At 45.7% G+C, this 13686-nt stretch carries 11 protein-coding genes; 5 read left to right on the forward strand and 6 right to left on the reverse strand.

Going from position 1 to position 13686, the window contains the following annotated elements; genetic code table 11:
- Positions 1 to 319: 319 nt before the first annotated feature.
- Together pgsA and uvrC are read right to left on the reverse strand one after the other, a co-directional pair.
- Complete coding sequence (pgsA, locus tag HMPREF9439_RS07405; protein ID WP_008811810.1) at positions 320 to 919, reverse strand: CDP-diacylglycerol--glycerol-3-phosphate 3-phosphatidyltransferase; 600 nt, start codon at positions 917 to 919, stop codon at positions 320 to 322.
- A complete protein-coding gene (uvrC, locus tag HMPREF9439_RS07410; protein ID WP_050749120.1) occupies positions 903 to 2792 on the reverse strand; it encodes an excinuclease ABC subunit UvrC in 1890 nt (629 codons plus the stop codon). Before uvrC ends, pgsA begins: the two co-directional genes overlap by 17 nt.
- A gap of 263 nt (positions 2793 to 3055) precedes the next feature.
- Between uvrC and earP the strand changes: the two genes are divergently transcribed.
- The 4 genes from earP (at position 3056) to HMPREF9439_RS07430 (ending at position 7411) form a co-directional block, all read left to right on the forward strand.
- Positions 3056 to 4144 carry an elongation factor P maturation arginine rhamnosyltransferase EarP gene (earP, locus tag HMPREF9439_RS07415; RefSeq protein ID WP_008811808.1) on the forward strand — a complete coding sequence of 363 codons (1089 nt, stop codon included), beginning with the start codon at positions 3056 to 3058 and terminating at the stop codon, positions 4142 to 4144.
- A gap of 222 nt (positions 4145 to 4366) precedes the next feature.
- Positions 4367 to 4924 carry an elongation factor P gene (gene efp, locus HMPREF9439_RS07420; protein ID WP_008811807.1) on the forward strand — a complete coding sequence of 186 codons (558 nt, stop codon included), beginning with the start codon at positions 4367 to 4369 and terminating at the stop codon, positions 4922 to 4924.
- Positions 4925 to 5224: 300 nt separating this feature from the next.
- Positions 5225 to 6802: a Na+/H+ antiporter NhaC family protein gene (locus tag HMPREF9439_RS07425; RefSeq protein WP_008864377.1), complete on the forward strand. Its 1578-nt coding sequence runs from the start codon at positions 5225 to 5227 to the stop codon at positions 6800 to 6802.
- A 135-nt stretch (positions 6803 to 6937) separates the two neighbouring features.
- On the forward strand, positions 6938 to 7411 hold the full coding sequence (locus HMPREF9439_RS07430) for a hypothetical protein (protein WP_021867569.1): 474 nt from the start codon (positions 6938 to 6940) through the stop codon (positions 7409 to 7411).
- 87 nt (positions 7412 to 7498) lie between these two features.
- Here the strand turns inward: HMPREF9439_RS07430 and HMPREF9439_RS07435 are convergent, their stop codons facing one another.
- The 4 genes from HMPREF9439_RS07435 to HMPREF9439_RS07450 form a co-directional block, all read right to left on the reverse strand.
- Positions 7499 to 8125, reverse strand: a complete 627-nt coding sequence (locus HMPREF9439_RS07435; RefSeq protein WP_008864379.1) for a thermonuclease family protein — start codon at positions 8123 to 8125, stop codon at positions 7499 to 7501.
- Positions 8126 to 8289: 164 nt separating this feature from the next.
- On the reverse strand, positions 8290 to 9057 hold the full coding sequence (locus HMPREF9439_RS07440) for an anaerobic ribonucleoside-triphosphate reductase activating protein (protein WP_008811802.1): 768 nt from the start codon (positions 9055 to 9057) through the stop codon (positions 8290 to 8292).
- Positions 9058 to 9127: 70 nt separating this feature from the next.
- The gene (nrdD, locus tag HMPREF9439_RS13570) at positions 9128 to 9307 is read right to left on the reverse strand and encodes an anaerobic ribonucleoside-triphosphate reductase (RefSeq protein WP_008811801.1); all 180 of its coding nucleotides are present in this window, start codon (positions 9305 to 9307) and stop codon (positions 9128 to 9130) included.
- Positions 9308 to 9360: 53 nt separating this feature from the next.
- Positions 9361 to 11382 (reverse strand): ribonucleoside triphosphate reductase, encoded by a 2022-nt coding sequence (locus HMPREF9439_RS07450; RefSeq protein ID WP_008811800.1) that lies wholly within the window; start codon positions 11380 to 11382, stop codon positions 9361 to 9363.
- A gap of 1369 nt (positions 11383 to 12751) precedes the next feature.
- Here HMPREF9439_RS07450 and HMPREF9439_RS07455 point away from each other — a divergent pair.
- Entirely contained in the window at positions 12752 to 13564 is an 813-nt protein-coding gene (locus HMPREF9439_RS07455) for a hypothetical protein (RefSeq protein WP_008811799.1), read from the forward strand.
- The last annotated feature ends 122 nt before the right edge of the window (positions 13565 to 13686 follow it).

Here is a 13686-nt window from a genome sequence, read left to right on the forward strand (position 1 = left end):
GCTTTCGCCGCCGCTCAGTTTCGTGAGCGAAGGATTGAAATTTTACAGACTTAAAATTTCTTGTCAACTCGACAGTTCGTTTTAAACTGTAAAATTTCTTTTCATAATGCGAAACTCATCGTTCCGAACGAGGATGAATTATCCTTGCCTAAATCGCTTCTGTCAACGAGGATCTATGTCATTTTTTCAAAAAATCATCCTTTATCTATTAAATTCAAACAGTTGCATTAAATGTAAAACTTCGTATGCAACCTTTCATTTAAAAATAAAAGCCGAAGTCTTTCTCGACTCCGGCTCATACAAAACTCTTCAATGAATACTATTTTTGCTTCGGTTCGCTTGAAAAGAAAGGTGCAGCCGCTTTCAAATAGACGAACATGGAATAAATCGTCAGGATTGCAGCGATATAAATCAGAATGGTTCCCGTAAGGTAGACATTCCATGCGCCGATCGGATCAAAATAAAGAAGCATCGGAATAGAAACCATCTGAGCGATTGCTTTGATCTTTCCAAACCAATTAACTTTTACCTTTCCGGACTCACCGACTCTAGCCATCCATTCACGCAGAGCTGAAACGGTAATTTCTCTTCCGATAATTACCAGCGCTACCAGCATATCAACGCGTCCGAAGGCAAGAAGAACGATTAATGCCGCGCTAACCATAAGCTTGTCAGCCACAGGATCCAAGAATGCCCCGAGTGTTGTGCCCATCCCATAACGTCTGGCGATAAAGCCGTCCAAGGCGTCCGTAACCGCCGCGACAATAAAGAAAATACATCCGAGCAAATTCTGCGAATGCATACTTAGAACTGAAGTCGGAATCATGAAGACGCCGACGATTAACGGAATCAATGCAATACGAGTCCATGTAAGGACCATCGGAATATTGATTCGTACTTTTTTAACTGATTTGTCCATGCAACTGTGCGTAAATTTGTCTGGCTAAAGTTTGAGAGATGCCATCTACACTTGCGATGTCCTCCACGGATGCGTTGGACAACACTTTCAAGCTGCCGAACCGCTCAAGAAGTTTTTGTCTTCTTTTCGAACCGACTCCCTCAAGATCCTCAATTCTAGAATAATTTCTAGCCTTAGCCCGCTTCGCTCTCATACCGGTAATAGCAAAACGGTGCGCTTCGTCACGAATTTGGGCAATCAGCATCAGCGCAGGTGATTCTTGTCCGAGTTTGAGAGGTTCTTTATTTGGGTCCGGAAAAACCAATTCTTCCAGTCCAACCTTTCTTCCCTCGCCTTTTGCAACACCAACAATGACGTTTTTATCCAAACCTAATTCGTCAAAGACTTCGCAGGCCATCTTAACTTGTCCGCGCCCGCCGTCTACGAGAACAATATTCGGCAGAGTGGCCTCACCGTTAGCAACTCTTTGATATCTTCGAGTCAGAACCTGTTTCATCGCAGCATAGTCGTCGCCCGCCGTGACGTCTTTGATGTTGAACCTTCTGTATTGAGAGCTGTCCATGCGGTTTCCGGCAAAAACTACGCAGGATGCTTGGGTTGCTTCGCCCGAACTATGGCTAATATCGAAACACTCAACACGAAAATCTTCATACTCGGACTCAGGGATATCCAGTCCCAATTCCTGAACCAATGCCCCGATTCTTTTCTTCTGACTACCCTCTTCCGCAACTTTGCGTCCCAATGAGACTTTGGCATTGGTGACAGCGAGTTCAAGCCATTTTCTGCGAATATTCTGAGGACGGTAGATGACACTAACCTTCTTACCGGCAATCGTATTGAGGAGCTCTTCAATTCTTGGAGAACGCTCTTCCAGATTGATAATGACCACGGGAGGCACATCCATCTGCGTGTAGTGATGAGTAATGAATGCCTCAAGCACTTCTTCAAGTTCCGGTAATTCGGCATTCCGACCTAAAGATGGGAAAGATGCCTTGTCACCAAGATGACGACCTCCTCGAACCATCGCTAAATTCACACATACTTCGCCTTGAGCGGCAACCGCGGCAATAATGTCTGCATTGGCATCCGGCGCAGCTTCCATAGACTGCTGATGAATGACATTGGAAATCGCTGCCAAGTGATCTCTCATTACAGCTGCCCGCTCAAAGTCGAGTTTCTGCGAGTACTCGTTCATTCTGCGAGTCAGATCTTCCTGGACCTTTTGAGAATCTCCTCTTAGAAATTCTTTTGCTAGGTCAACCGACTTACCGTATTCCTCCGGCGACACTTTTTTACAGCATCCTCCGCTGCAGCGCCCGATCTGGTAAAGCAGGCAAGGACGGGAGCGGTTATTAAAAACAGAAGTCTCACAAGTTCTCAGCTGAAAAACCTTCTGCAGCAAAAGCATGGTGTCTTTAGCCGCATTCGCATTGGGATACGGGCCGAAATATGAATTGCGTTTATCGAGCGCTCCGCGGTAATAAGACAAGCGCGGATACTCTCCGGAACTTAATTTAAGGTACGGATACGACTTATCGTCACGGAAAAGAATATTGAAGCGGGGATCCTGAGTCTTAATCAGGTTCGATTCAAGAATCAAAGCCTCGGCTTCGCTGTTCACGACCGTGATTTGTGCGCTCGCAATCTGATCTACCATCAGTTTGGTACGAGGCGCTAGCGTTTTTTGGAAGTAACTGGAGACGCGGCGCTTCAAGTCCCTTGCCTTGCCTACGTAAAGCAAATTACCGTCTTTATCGAAATATCGATAAACGCCAGGCAAATGAGGCAGATTCTTTAAAAACTCGGCCGAATCAAATTTCTTGTCCGGCAGGTTCACAAGCTTTCCTTCAGTTTCTTTAAGAGCAGTTTCCATATACCTTTGGTAGGTCTTTTTGAACTTGAATACGGATTTAATTAAATACGTGTCGACAGTCAATCAACATTTCCTAAATTATAGGAAGCAGCCAGATGCTGGTGCTCTGAGTTGTATCACTTTGGTCTAAAAGACAAAATACTATCGAACATCGCAAAAAATTGGCGTAACCAATCGTTGCGCAGCTTCGACCGCATCGATTGTTTTTCTTGAGTTAAGGTTAAGATTGAGAGATATTTTTTCCAATCTATTTTCTAGAAAGCATGACCATCGATATTTTCTGTGACGTTATCGACAATTTCGGTGATGCCGGAGTCTGCTGGAGGTTGGCCTCCATTTTTTCCTGCGAGCACGGTTTTCCGGTGAAGCTCTATATTAATGATGCAGAAACGCTTTCTAAAATCACGGCCGGCTTAGACCCAAAAAAATTACCGTGCCTTGTCCAAGGCGTGGAAATTCACGACTGGAAGGACGCGGAAACGAGCGAGCCGTCCCAAGTTGTCATAGAGACCTTCGGATGCCGCCTCCCGATCGCATTCGAGCATAAAATTGCAGCCGCGCGTCCGCAGCCGATTTGGATCAACCTTGAATACTTATCAGCCGAAGACTGGGTGGAAGGCTGCCATAGTCTGCCCTCTCCACATCCGTCCTTAAACGTCAATAAATATTATTTCTTTCCCGGCGTCACGAAAAAGACCGGCGGCCTAATGATCGAGAAAGATCTATTTATAAGACAAGAACGTTTTGCAAAAGACAGAAATAAATTCTTAGAGAGTTTCAATCTGGACCCCGCCCTGTTCACGGTTTTCGTCTTTTGCTATCCCGGCGCGCCGTTGGCTGAATTTTATAAAGCACTCCGGCAGCGCGGCAAAGAAATCAATCTGCTTCTTCCGAAGGGTGCAGCTACTGATATTCTGTCCAAGCTTTATGAGGAACATCCATCCCGAAATATTCAGTTTGGAGTTTCAAAGATGGTTCCTCAATCTGAATTTGACAAATTTTTATGGGCCTCGGATTCTTTAATCATTCGCGGAGAGGACTCTTTCGTCAGGGCTCAGTTATCCGGTAAGCCGTTCATCTGGAATATCTACCCTCAAACCGAAGAAACGCACATTAAAAAATTAGAAGCCTTCGGCGAGAGAATCCGACCTTATTACGGAGAGAGTTATCAAACTTGGATAGATATGAATTTATCCTGGAATAAGTCCTCTAGAGACTTAACTTGCTGTTGGGAGCGATGGTGCCATGAGTTGCCTCTTATGAAAGAAGCCGCCCAGCACTGGAGAGACCATTTGGTTTCCTTAGGTTCCCTCGCAGACAACCTTCTCAGCTTTGTGAAAAGCAAAATCTAATGCCTGTTTTCAAGAAGACTCTATCCACTATGGAGGAAGGTTTCTTCTTCCACAACATATTCCTTCGGACATTCTCGAAAGATCGTTAGAAGTTGCAAGAGACGGTACCAAAATTTTGACGGAGCACTGTTTTTAAAGCTAAAATCTTTGTTTTAAAAAATTTTAGTTCGGCCGTTATTCACAGCGACCGCAGACATTAACCTTTCATTTTTAAGTATTAATATGAAAACAGCACAAGAACTTCGCGTCGGCAACGTCGTGATGATCAACAACACTCCGATGGTCATTTTGAAGTCTGAATACAGCAAGGGCGGCCGCGGTGCCTCCACTGTCAAACTCAAAATGAAGAACCTTCTTTCCAACGGCGGTACCGAAACTGTTTATCGTGCTGATGACCGTTTCGAAGACATTATCCTCGACAAGAAAGAAGTTTCTTACTCCTACTTCGGCGATCCTCTTTATGTTTGGATGGACGACGAATACAACCAGTACGAAGTCGAAGCCGAAGTTATGGAAGACGTCCTCAAATATCTTGAAGACGGCATGAAGGCTGAAGTTGTTCTTTACAACGGCCGCCCCATCTCCATCGAACTCCCGACAATCCTGGTTCGTGAAGTTGTTTACACCGAACCTGCTGTCAAAGGCGATACTTCCGGCAAAGTCATGAAACCTGCCAAGCTGGCCACAGGCCACATCGTTCAGGTTCCGGCTTTCGTTAACACCGGCGACAAGATCGAAATCGACACAAGAACCGACGAATACCGCAGCCGCGTTATGTAATTTGTCGGGATTCAGTCTCGCCTAACGAGAGATTGAAAATCCAAAGCCGGGCTTTCGGGTCTGGCTTTTTTCTTGCCTAAAAGTCCAGAAACATAGAATTCTCAATCTGCCTATTCTCTTGGACAACTGGACTTTCACTCCATATCCTTAATCGATATCACTGACAAACGGGTGCCTGATATCGCTTAATCACGGTTTATTTCTGGATTGTGCGGTAATTTTTCCGCAAATGCGGGGTTGACCGAAAACAATCAATTACAATCCCCAATATCCATTAATAACTTATTTAAACCTTCGACCATGGAACCTTATGCAGCCGGCTGGTTATCAATCCTGCCTCCAATCATTGCCATCGTCCTTGCTCTGATCACCAAAGAAGTGTTTTCTTCTTTATTGATCGGCATCTTCTCCGGCGCCGCCATTTACACATTCGGCTCCGGCGTGCCTGATCCTTTAATCAAGATGCTTGACGTTACTTTTTCGCTCATGGGCCAAAAAGTCGACTTCCAGATCCTTCTCTTCTGTACTCTTTTAGGAGCACTTGTCTATGTTCTGAACATGTCAGGGGGCACTAAGAAATACGGTGAAATTGCCCGAAGAAAAATCAAAAACCGAGAAACATCGGTTCTTGCCACCTGCGGTCTGAGCTTCTTCATCTTCATTGACGACTACTTCAACTGCCTGACTGTCGGTACGGTCATGAAACCGCTCACCGACTCTTATCGTGTCTCCCGCGAGAAGCTGGCTTACATCATCGACTCGACAGCAGCTCCGATGTGTATCATCGCTCCGGTTTCTTCTTGGGCTGCCGCCGTGGGAAGTTCTTTGAAATCCACAGGCGCTTTCCAGAGTGACTTCCAGGCATTCGTCTCGACAATTCCCTACAACTTCTACGCAATTTTCTGCCTGCTTTTAGTTCTTTATCTTTCCTGGACCAATCGTGACTTCGGTCCGATGAAAAAAGCAGAAGAAAACGCTCTCCTTAAGTCAGTAGAAGATAAAGGCAGCGGAGCCACCGTCGAGAAACCCAAACATGCGCAAAGTGATAAAGGCACGATTTGGGACATGCTTCTTCCTCTCATTGCTTTGATCGTTTTTGCTGTTCTCGCCCTTCTTTATGACGGCGGGTACTGGGGTAAAGATGCTGCCTATCACACAGTCGCTGCTGCGCTCGGCAACTGCTCCGCTTCCAAAGCTCTGGTTTGGGCTTCCTTCGGTGCCTTAGGCGTTGCATTCATCATGTACATCCCGCGCCGCGTGGTTTCTTTCCATAACTTCATGGAAGGCACCATCGAGGGTATGAAACTCATGCTTCCTGCCAACGTGATTTTGGTTTTGGCTTGGACGCTTTCCGGTGTTTGCCGCGACCTGCTTACTACCCAAACTTTTGTTCAAGGTATGGTTTCCAGCGGTTCCGGTCTTGACCTTTTCCTTCCTGCCGCGATCTTCCTCGTTGCCGCATTCCTGAGTTTCTCCACTGGTACTGCCTGGGGTACTTTCGGTATCCTGATCCCGATCGCTGTGCCGGTTGCAGCTGCCGTCGATCCCTCTCTTACCATCGTCTGCTTGTCTGCCACATTAGCCGGCTCTGTTTTCGGTGACCACTGCTCTCCGATTTCAGACACGACGATTCTGTCGAGCGCGGGCAGCGGATGCAGTCACATTTCGCACGTTTCAACACAGCTACCGTATGCTTGGTTTGTAGCTTGCTGCTGCTTCGTGGGTTACGTGGCTGCCGGCTTCAGCAAAGGCAGCTGGATCATCAGCTTCGGCACAACAGCAGTCTGCTTCGTCGGCTTCTTAGCCTTCATGTGGAATCGAAGCTTTAATGTTCGCGCTTTTGCGAAGAACATTCATAGTCCAATCAATATCGGTTAATCCGATTTGAAACCCTCTCAAAACGCCCTTCGGGGCGTTTTTCATTTGGCGTCTAATTCAGTTATCGGTAACCAACAAGAATCAAAACTCTTTGATAATATGGATGCAAGTAGTTTTAGAAGTACGGGCATAAAAATGACGATAGACAATCCTGATGACTTCTGCTCCTTCAAGGGCAAAGATATCGACTTTGAGGATGAGAAATACGATCCGTTTCCGGTTTACCGTTTCAAACCGGTAGCGATGAATATGCTCAAGCACTGCATTGTCCCGAGCAGATTAGATAATTTGGTGGCAAATCTGGAGTATATCGGCAGCCGAAAAATGGCCAATGTCGAAGAACTAGAACTTGCCGAATCGACCTTATCCTTTTTCACGAATGAATTTCCGAGATATTGGCTGAAAAAAGGCTCAGAAGCCCTCCTGACCAGTGTTCCTGAAATCTTGGTTTCCATGCAGGATCCGAAGCCTGTCGGCGGGGAGTCGCCTCTTAGCATTCCTTTCCTAACCGAATCCATTCGCGGAGACGAAGGAAAAGTAGCGATTTTGGTTGCTCCTCAGTGTTTCGAGAAAAATCCGGATTTCCCGGACAAGCAAATGCTGAATTAACCGACAAGAAAGGCCGAATCTTCAACAAAGACGGCCTTTTATTTTGCCTGCCCTTCGGCAGGCTTTGTTTTGCTAACTATTGCAGTCTTAATTCCTTGGATGCTCTCTCCTCCAATCGCGAGGGTTCTGTGGATTGGGGTCCGCCCATAAGCCGATTCTCTTTGCGCGCGCATTGTCCTCAGCTTTCAAATAGAGGTTTTTATCTCCCGGTTGAAGATCTTTCAGATAATTTCTATAGACCCAGGCGTTTCCGGTGCTGACCTGGTCGAGATTTAGATCTTTTCCATCGGCTACCAGTTTTCCGATAATTCTGCCGTACTGGTCTCTCCCGCGGTAAATCACTTGAACGTGATACTCAGCGTCCCTCAGATTGCGTTTTAGATGTTCCGCACTTTGAACTCCGTAAGCTTGTTTGCTCTCCGGGGCGTCGATGCCAAGAAGCCTAACTCGAGCTTCTTTTCCTTCGTCATCTTTAATGTAAACGGTATCGCCGTCAGCCACACGAGTCACGCGGGCATGGAGTGTTTGAAAGCCGTCTTTGAGCGCCTGTTCTACAAACGGGCGGTTATCCTGAGTTTCCATACCCGGATGCGGGTCACGAATATCAGCAATGTAGCTGGCAATAAGAGCAACCGCACCCAAAATCAAGAGAATATTTCTCCACGTCTTGGCGCGAGAAGATCCGGCGTTTTTAAAATTGCCGTTGTTTTTCATCGATGAGCTCCGTCCGAAAATGGTTGGTCAAAGTCTAACAAGGAGATTTGTCTTAAAGAAAATATGCCGCCGAAGTTGAGTTCAATGCTTTGTCCGAAAAGCAAGAAGACCGGTCCCGAATGTTCTTTCGAGCCAGTCTCATAAAATTTATTTCTCAAAAAACGCTAACTGCGGCGATAAATAAATTTCTTGAATAAGGACTCGAGCGTTTTTAAAGTCTCTTCATGCGGATAGTCACTTCCGACACGTTCAAGAAGATGTTCCTCCGGCAGTCCTCTGGGCTGGCGATAAATTTGAAGTGCGTAAGTTTCAATTCCTGCATCAGACAGTTCTCTGGCGAGCTGAAGGATTTGCTCTTCAGTGTGATATTCGGGATGCACGGTCGTACGTGTTTCTATAGAAACACCAGCCTCTAACAGCATTTCAAGAGAAGAACGAACTTTGGCTGCTGCGCCTTTGCGGCGAACGACTTTTTCATAAGCAGCTTCATCAGACAAAGGAGCCTTGATATCTAATCCGACCCAATCTAAATACGGAAGAATCGCTCTCAGTCTGCGCGGATACATTCCTCCGGTGTGCAGCCCGATCTTATAGCCCTTCTCTTTGACTCTTTTAATGGCGTCAGGGAGCGCAGGATCAACACAGGGTTCTCCGCCGCTGAAAACCACGCCGTCAATTAAACCTTTTCTTCTGTCAAGGAAATGATCAATGTATTCCCAGGAAACGTAACCGTCCCCTTCGTTCATCTCTCGGCTTTGGAGATCCTCGTTTTGACAATAGACGCACTTCCACGGACACCCTTTGATAAAGACCACTGCAGATAAACAATCAGGAAAGTCGATGGTGGTCATGCGTGTTACGCCGCCCACCAGAAGTTCCTCAGCAGGTTTGTCCTTCACTTCAGGTTCAATAGGAATAAATACGTCTTTCATAAAAAGAAAAATCCCAAATAAAAAACCTCCCGATGCGCGAAGCAACGAGAGGATTTCTTTTAATCAAAGATTACTTGCTGCAGCCGCACTTCTTTTCGTCGAAGTATTTGCGTTCTGCAAATTCACCCTGCTTGCCGATGTTGAAAGAAGAGATCGGACGATGGTAGCCCATCACGCGGGTCCAGATTTCGCATTTTGTGCGTTCTTCGTCTTTCAATTCGATGTTTGTGTCTTTAACATTTTCATTCATTGCAGTCTCCTGTGTGAATAAATCAATCCTAAAAAATTAATCTTTACTGTTTCTTAACCGTTGGAAGCCATGTCAAGCTTCTTCTTGGCAATCAATTCTGCGTCGCACTTCGGACAGAACTCGTGGTTGCCCGGGATATAACCGTGTTTCGGGCAAACCGAGAATGTCGGAGTGATCGTGATGTACGGCAGTCTGAAACGTGTCAAAGCGCGGCGAACGATGTCGCGACAGAGCTCGGGGCTCGAAATGGCTTCATTCATGTACAGATGCAGTACGGTGCCGCCTGTATACTTCTTCTGCAGGTCTTCCTGCATTTCCAAAGCTTCGAAAGGATCGTCCGTATAGGAAACCGGCAGCTGAGAGCTGTTGGTGTAGTAAGGATGATCTGGCGTACCCGCCTGAAGAATCTTCGGGAAACGCTTCTTATCTTCTTTGGCAAAGCGGTAAGTTGTACCTTCAGCCGGTGTGGCTTCAAGGTTGTACATGTGTCCGGTTTCTTCCTGGAACATGACCATCTTGTCGCGGATGAAATCAAGCACTTTGGCGGCAAAGGCGTGGCCGGCTTCCGTCGTAATGTCTTCTTCGTCCTGTGTGAAGTTGCGGATCATTTCATTGATGCCATTCACACCGATCGTAGAGAAGTGATTACGCAGCGTGCCGAGATAACGTCTTGTATACGGGAACAAGCCCTGATCCATATGGCGCTGAATGACCTTGCGCTTAATTTCAAGGCTGTTGCGGGCTAAGTCAAGCAGGTAGCTCAGACGATTGAACAAACCTTCTTCATCCTGAGCAAAAACATAACCCAAACGAGCGCAGTTGATTGTCACAACGCCTAAGGAACCGGTCTGTTCAGCAGAGCCGAAAAGTCCGTTGCCGCGCTTAAGCAGCTCTCTCAAGTCCAGCTGCAGACGGCAGCACATCGAACGAATCATGTTCGGCTTGAGTTCGGAATTGATGAAGTTCTGGAAATACGGCAGACCGTAGCGGGCAGTCATGCTAAAGAGCAAATGTGCATTAGGGCTGTCCCACTCGAAGTCCGGCGTCATGTTGTACGTCGGGATCGGGAATGTAAAAACGCGGCCCTTAGCGTCGCCTTCAAGCATCACTTCAATATACGCACGATTGATCATGTCCATTTCTTTCTGGAGCTCACCGTACGTGAAGTCAACTTCTTCTCCGCCGATCAAAGGATGCTGATCGCGCAGGTCCTGCGGGCAGACCCAGTCAAACGTCAGGTTTGTAAACGGAGTCTGTGTACCCCAGCGGCTCGGGACATTCAGGTTGTAAATAAGTTCCTGAATGCACTGACGGACTTCCTTGTAATCAAGGTTGTCGATGCGGATGAAAGGAGCGAGATAGGTGTCAAACGAACTGAAAGCCTGAGCACCAGCCCACTCATTCTGCATCGTACCGAGGAAGTTTACGATCTGACCGACAGCACTGGTTAAATGCTTAGGTGCTCCGGCTTCAACCTTGCCTGGAACACCGTTCAGACCTTCATTCAAAAGTGTCTTCAGGGACCAGCCAGCGCAATAGCCGGAAAGCATATCCAAGTCGTGGATATGGATATCGGCCTGTCTGTGAGCATTGCCGACTTCCGGAGGATAAATATAGTTGAGCCAATAGTTAGCAACAACCTTACCGGAAACGTTGAGAATCAAACCGCCCAAAGAGTAGCCTTGGTTGGCATTGGCGTTCACACGCCAGTCCAAATGCTGCAGGTACTCATTCATAGAGCTTTCAACATCAACGAGGCTGCGGCGAGCATCACGGGCCTTTGCGCGCTGTTCGCGGTAAACAATATAAGCACGCAGGGTCTTACGGAATCCGGTATCAAAGAGCGCGTTTTCTACGGCATCCTGAATCTGTTCAATAGTAGGAGTCGCAACATTCTGCTGAGCCAGACGGTTCATCACTTCGATATGAGTGATGCGGTTTGCGGTCGCGGCATCGAATTCACCGGTGGCTTTACCTGCTTTTTCGAGGGCGGCTGCAATCTTTGAAATATCGAAGTCCTTTACCGTGCCGTCACGTTTAATGACGTACATCGGCGTCTCCATCGTAGGGCTCATCTGCCTTGTCTCCTTATCTATCTAGTTCATGTTCGCAAATACATTAATTCAAAAATAGTCATGTACTGCTAAGCCATTTAAAAACTTTTAGGGTGGTCCGATAGTCCAAACAAAGTTTGAGCTATCGGACCAGTAAATCTACTCCAAATGATAATCTCATACAACAGATGGTGTGGGAACAATAAAAAGATAACTATATACGGAAATAAGAGGGGATATTAAAAATCTCTTGTGTAGGTCAAAACTGTAGGAAAAAATCAAAAACCTTGTAGATAAAAGGACCTGCGCGAAAGACGTGAAAAATGACGGAAGAGGAAAAACACAATAGGTTGAGATTCGTTTTTTTAAGCTGATTTTGTAACCGTCTATTTTGCTCAGCTTTTTTCGAAGCTCCGATCACTCAAAATAGGTAGGATCGAGTAGAAATGTAACTCCTCTCTTTTCGTTGTAGATTCAAGAAGTTGTCAGGATCTTTAGCTTTCTAGTCAAAAAACTCAAAAAGCCCTTACAAAAAGCGAAAAATTTAAAATTATATCTATTTATTATCTTATTTGATTATATTTTCTATTTCAAACATTCGATCATCTTCTTAATTGGTATCAGATTAGATATCTGTCATATTCATGAAATAATATGAGGTAAACTAAGGGAAATTACTAATAATCATCTACCTCTGCTTTATATCTCTACTTTCGGCTCAATTGTCAGGGATTTAACTCAAAAGTCGGACAAATTTTTCTTTACTAGACCATGTCCGACGGGAAACCGCGCGGGGTTCGAGAATTTTTGACCCGAATATTAAATAGAAGAATTTTCTTAAAAGATTTCGGATAAGAAAAAGCCGTCGAGGTTTTCGACGGCTTTTAGGTGTCTATTGAACAGCTCGGGACCAACCAAACCGTTCAGCGTTATGTTTGAGGAGCAACGCTTTCGTAAGACTGTATGAATAGAATACCTATTTTTTAGCAAGATTTTTAAATAAAATATAGAAAATTCAGTTAGTAAGAAAATTCTTCATCCGTTTGTATATATGAATTTATAAATAATAAAAGATAATGAATCAATTTTCTTAAAATCCTTCAGCTAAAAAACGTTTCTATCTGTCACTATTTTAATAGCGCAAAGAAAATTTGTCACTCCTTATATTAGTATTTTCCCTAATGTCACAGCTGACTCCGAGGGTAATTTCATGCCGTTTTTTGTGAATTTTTTCTATTGTTTTCAGCCCTATAAATCGCTCAAGCCCGTGGACTCAATGACGGAGGCCGAATTGTAAATTCAGATTTTTTCATGACTCGTCTTATGCTCCTCCCTGTCTCGGAGTCGTTAAAATGATCGTCCCTGTTTCATTATTTGTTCGAGTTTTCAAATGCGTTTCACTTCTCCGAGTCGTACGATCCCGTCGATCTGTTTGGCAATCTATGGTTGCGGACAGCTCGATCGTGTCGCGGACTTTATCAACAACAGCGGAGAATACGTTGAGGACGGAGTGACCTTTACGCCCGGCATGATTGCCGGCCAGTATGCATTCGAACAAGTGAAGCTTGACCGTAAAGGCTATGACACCCGCCGTCTGCAGAAGTATTTATCTTTCCTCGCTGACGCCGGCGCCTACTTCTCCGAAGAAGAGGCTCTTCAGCGCGCTGATGATTTAATCAACAATTTCACTGCTGATTTCGGTCATGACGAAGACGGAGACGCTACTTTCCGTATCAAGGCTCAAAGCTATCGTTTAAAGAAATACGACTGCCATGCTTTGTGGAGCATGATCAATCAGGCTTCTTTGCGCATTGAAAGCGTCAAACCCGAGACTTTCTGCGACGAGGACAGCGACGAAGACATTTCCTCAGATTCGCTAGACCTCGTTCTCACTTCTCGTCTTTACAACAAACAAAACGAGCCCTTTGCAACTCTGACTCAGTACTACACGGTCAGCAAAGGAATGCTCACGGTCGAAGATTTAATCGACTATTCTCTCTTTGACTATCCCAATTTCCATGACGAAAGCGGCAAAACTTACGACCTCATGGAAAATATCGCGCAGCGCTACTACACGGAATGCATCAAAGTTGTGATGGATTACTTTCGTGATTCCCACAAGGAGCTTCCGGATGTTATCCGTTCCGAAGAAATCACTTCGATGATCCTGCAGCCGATGAAGCTGCCGATCATGCCGAATTAAACGCACCATCTGGCTGTAATCTCGTCGACTTTTTGAATTTCTGTAGCCTATAAGCTACACTCGGCAAAATTTCTTCTTATTTGCCGACCTTGTCAACTACCTCGGCCTAAAGGCCGAGGCTT

It is taken from the genome of Parasutterella excrementihominis YIT 11859, assembly GCF_000205025.1.
In the GTDB taxonomy this organism is placed as follows: Bacteria; Pseudomonadota; Gammaproteobacteria; order Burkholderiales; family Burkholderiaceae_F; genus Parasutterella; species Parasutterella excrementihominis.

Coding starts and splice junctions, on each gene's coding strand:
- pgsA (WP_008811810.1), bottom strand. CDS start 919: ATGGACAAATCAGTTAAAAAAGTACGAATCAATATTCCGATGGTCCTT.
- uvrC (WP_050749120.1), bottom strand. CDS start 2,792: ATGGAAACTGCTCTTAAAGAAACTGAAGGAAAGCTTGTGAACCTGCCG.
- earP (WP_008811808.1), top strand. CDS start 3,056: ATGACCATCGATATTTTCTGTGACGTTATCGACAATTTCGGTGATGCC.
- efp (WP_008811807.1), top strand. CDS start 4,367: ATGAAAACAGCACAAGAACTTCGCGTCGGCAACGTCGTGATGATCAAC.
- HMPREF9439_RS07425 (WP_008864377.1), top strand. CDS start 5,225: ATGGAACCTTATGCAGCCGGCTGGTTATCAATCCTGCCTCCAATCATT.
- HMPREF9439_RS07430 (WP_021867569.1), top strand. CDS start 6,938: ATGACGATAGACAATCCTGATGACTTCTGCTCCTTCAAGGGCAAAGAT.
- HMPREF9439_RS07435 (WP_008864379.1), bottom strand. CDS start 8,125: ATGAAAAACAACGGCAATTTTAAAAACGCCGGATCTTCTCGCGCCAAG.
- HMPREF9439_RS07440 (WP_008811802.1), bottom strand. CDS start 9,057: ATGAAAGACGTATTTATTCCTATTGAACCTGAAGTGAAGGACAAACCT.
- nrdD (WP_008811801.1), bottom strand. CDS start 9,307: ATGAATGAAAATGTTAAAGACACAAACATCGAATTGAAAGACGAAGAA.
- HMPREF9439_RS07450 (WP_008811800.1), bottom strand. CDS start 11,382: ATGAGCCCTACGATGGAGACGCCGATGTACGTCATTAAACGTGACGGC.
- HMPREF9439_RS07455 (WP_008811799.1), top strand. CDS start 12,752: ATGCGTTTCACTTCTCCGAGTCGTACGATCCCGTCGATCTGTTTGGCA.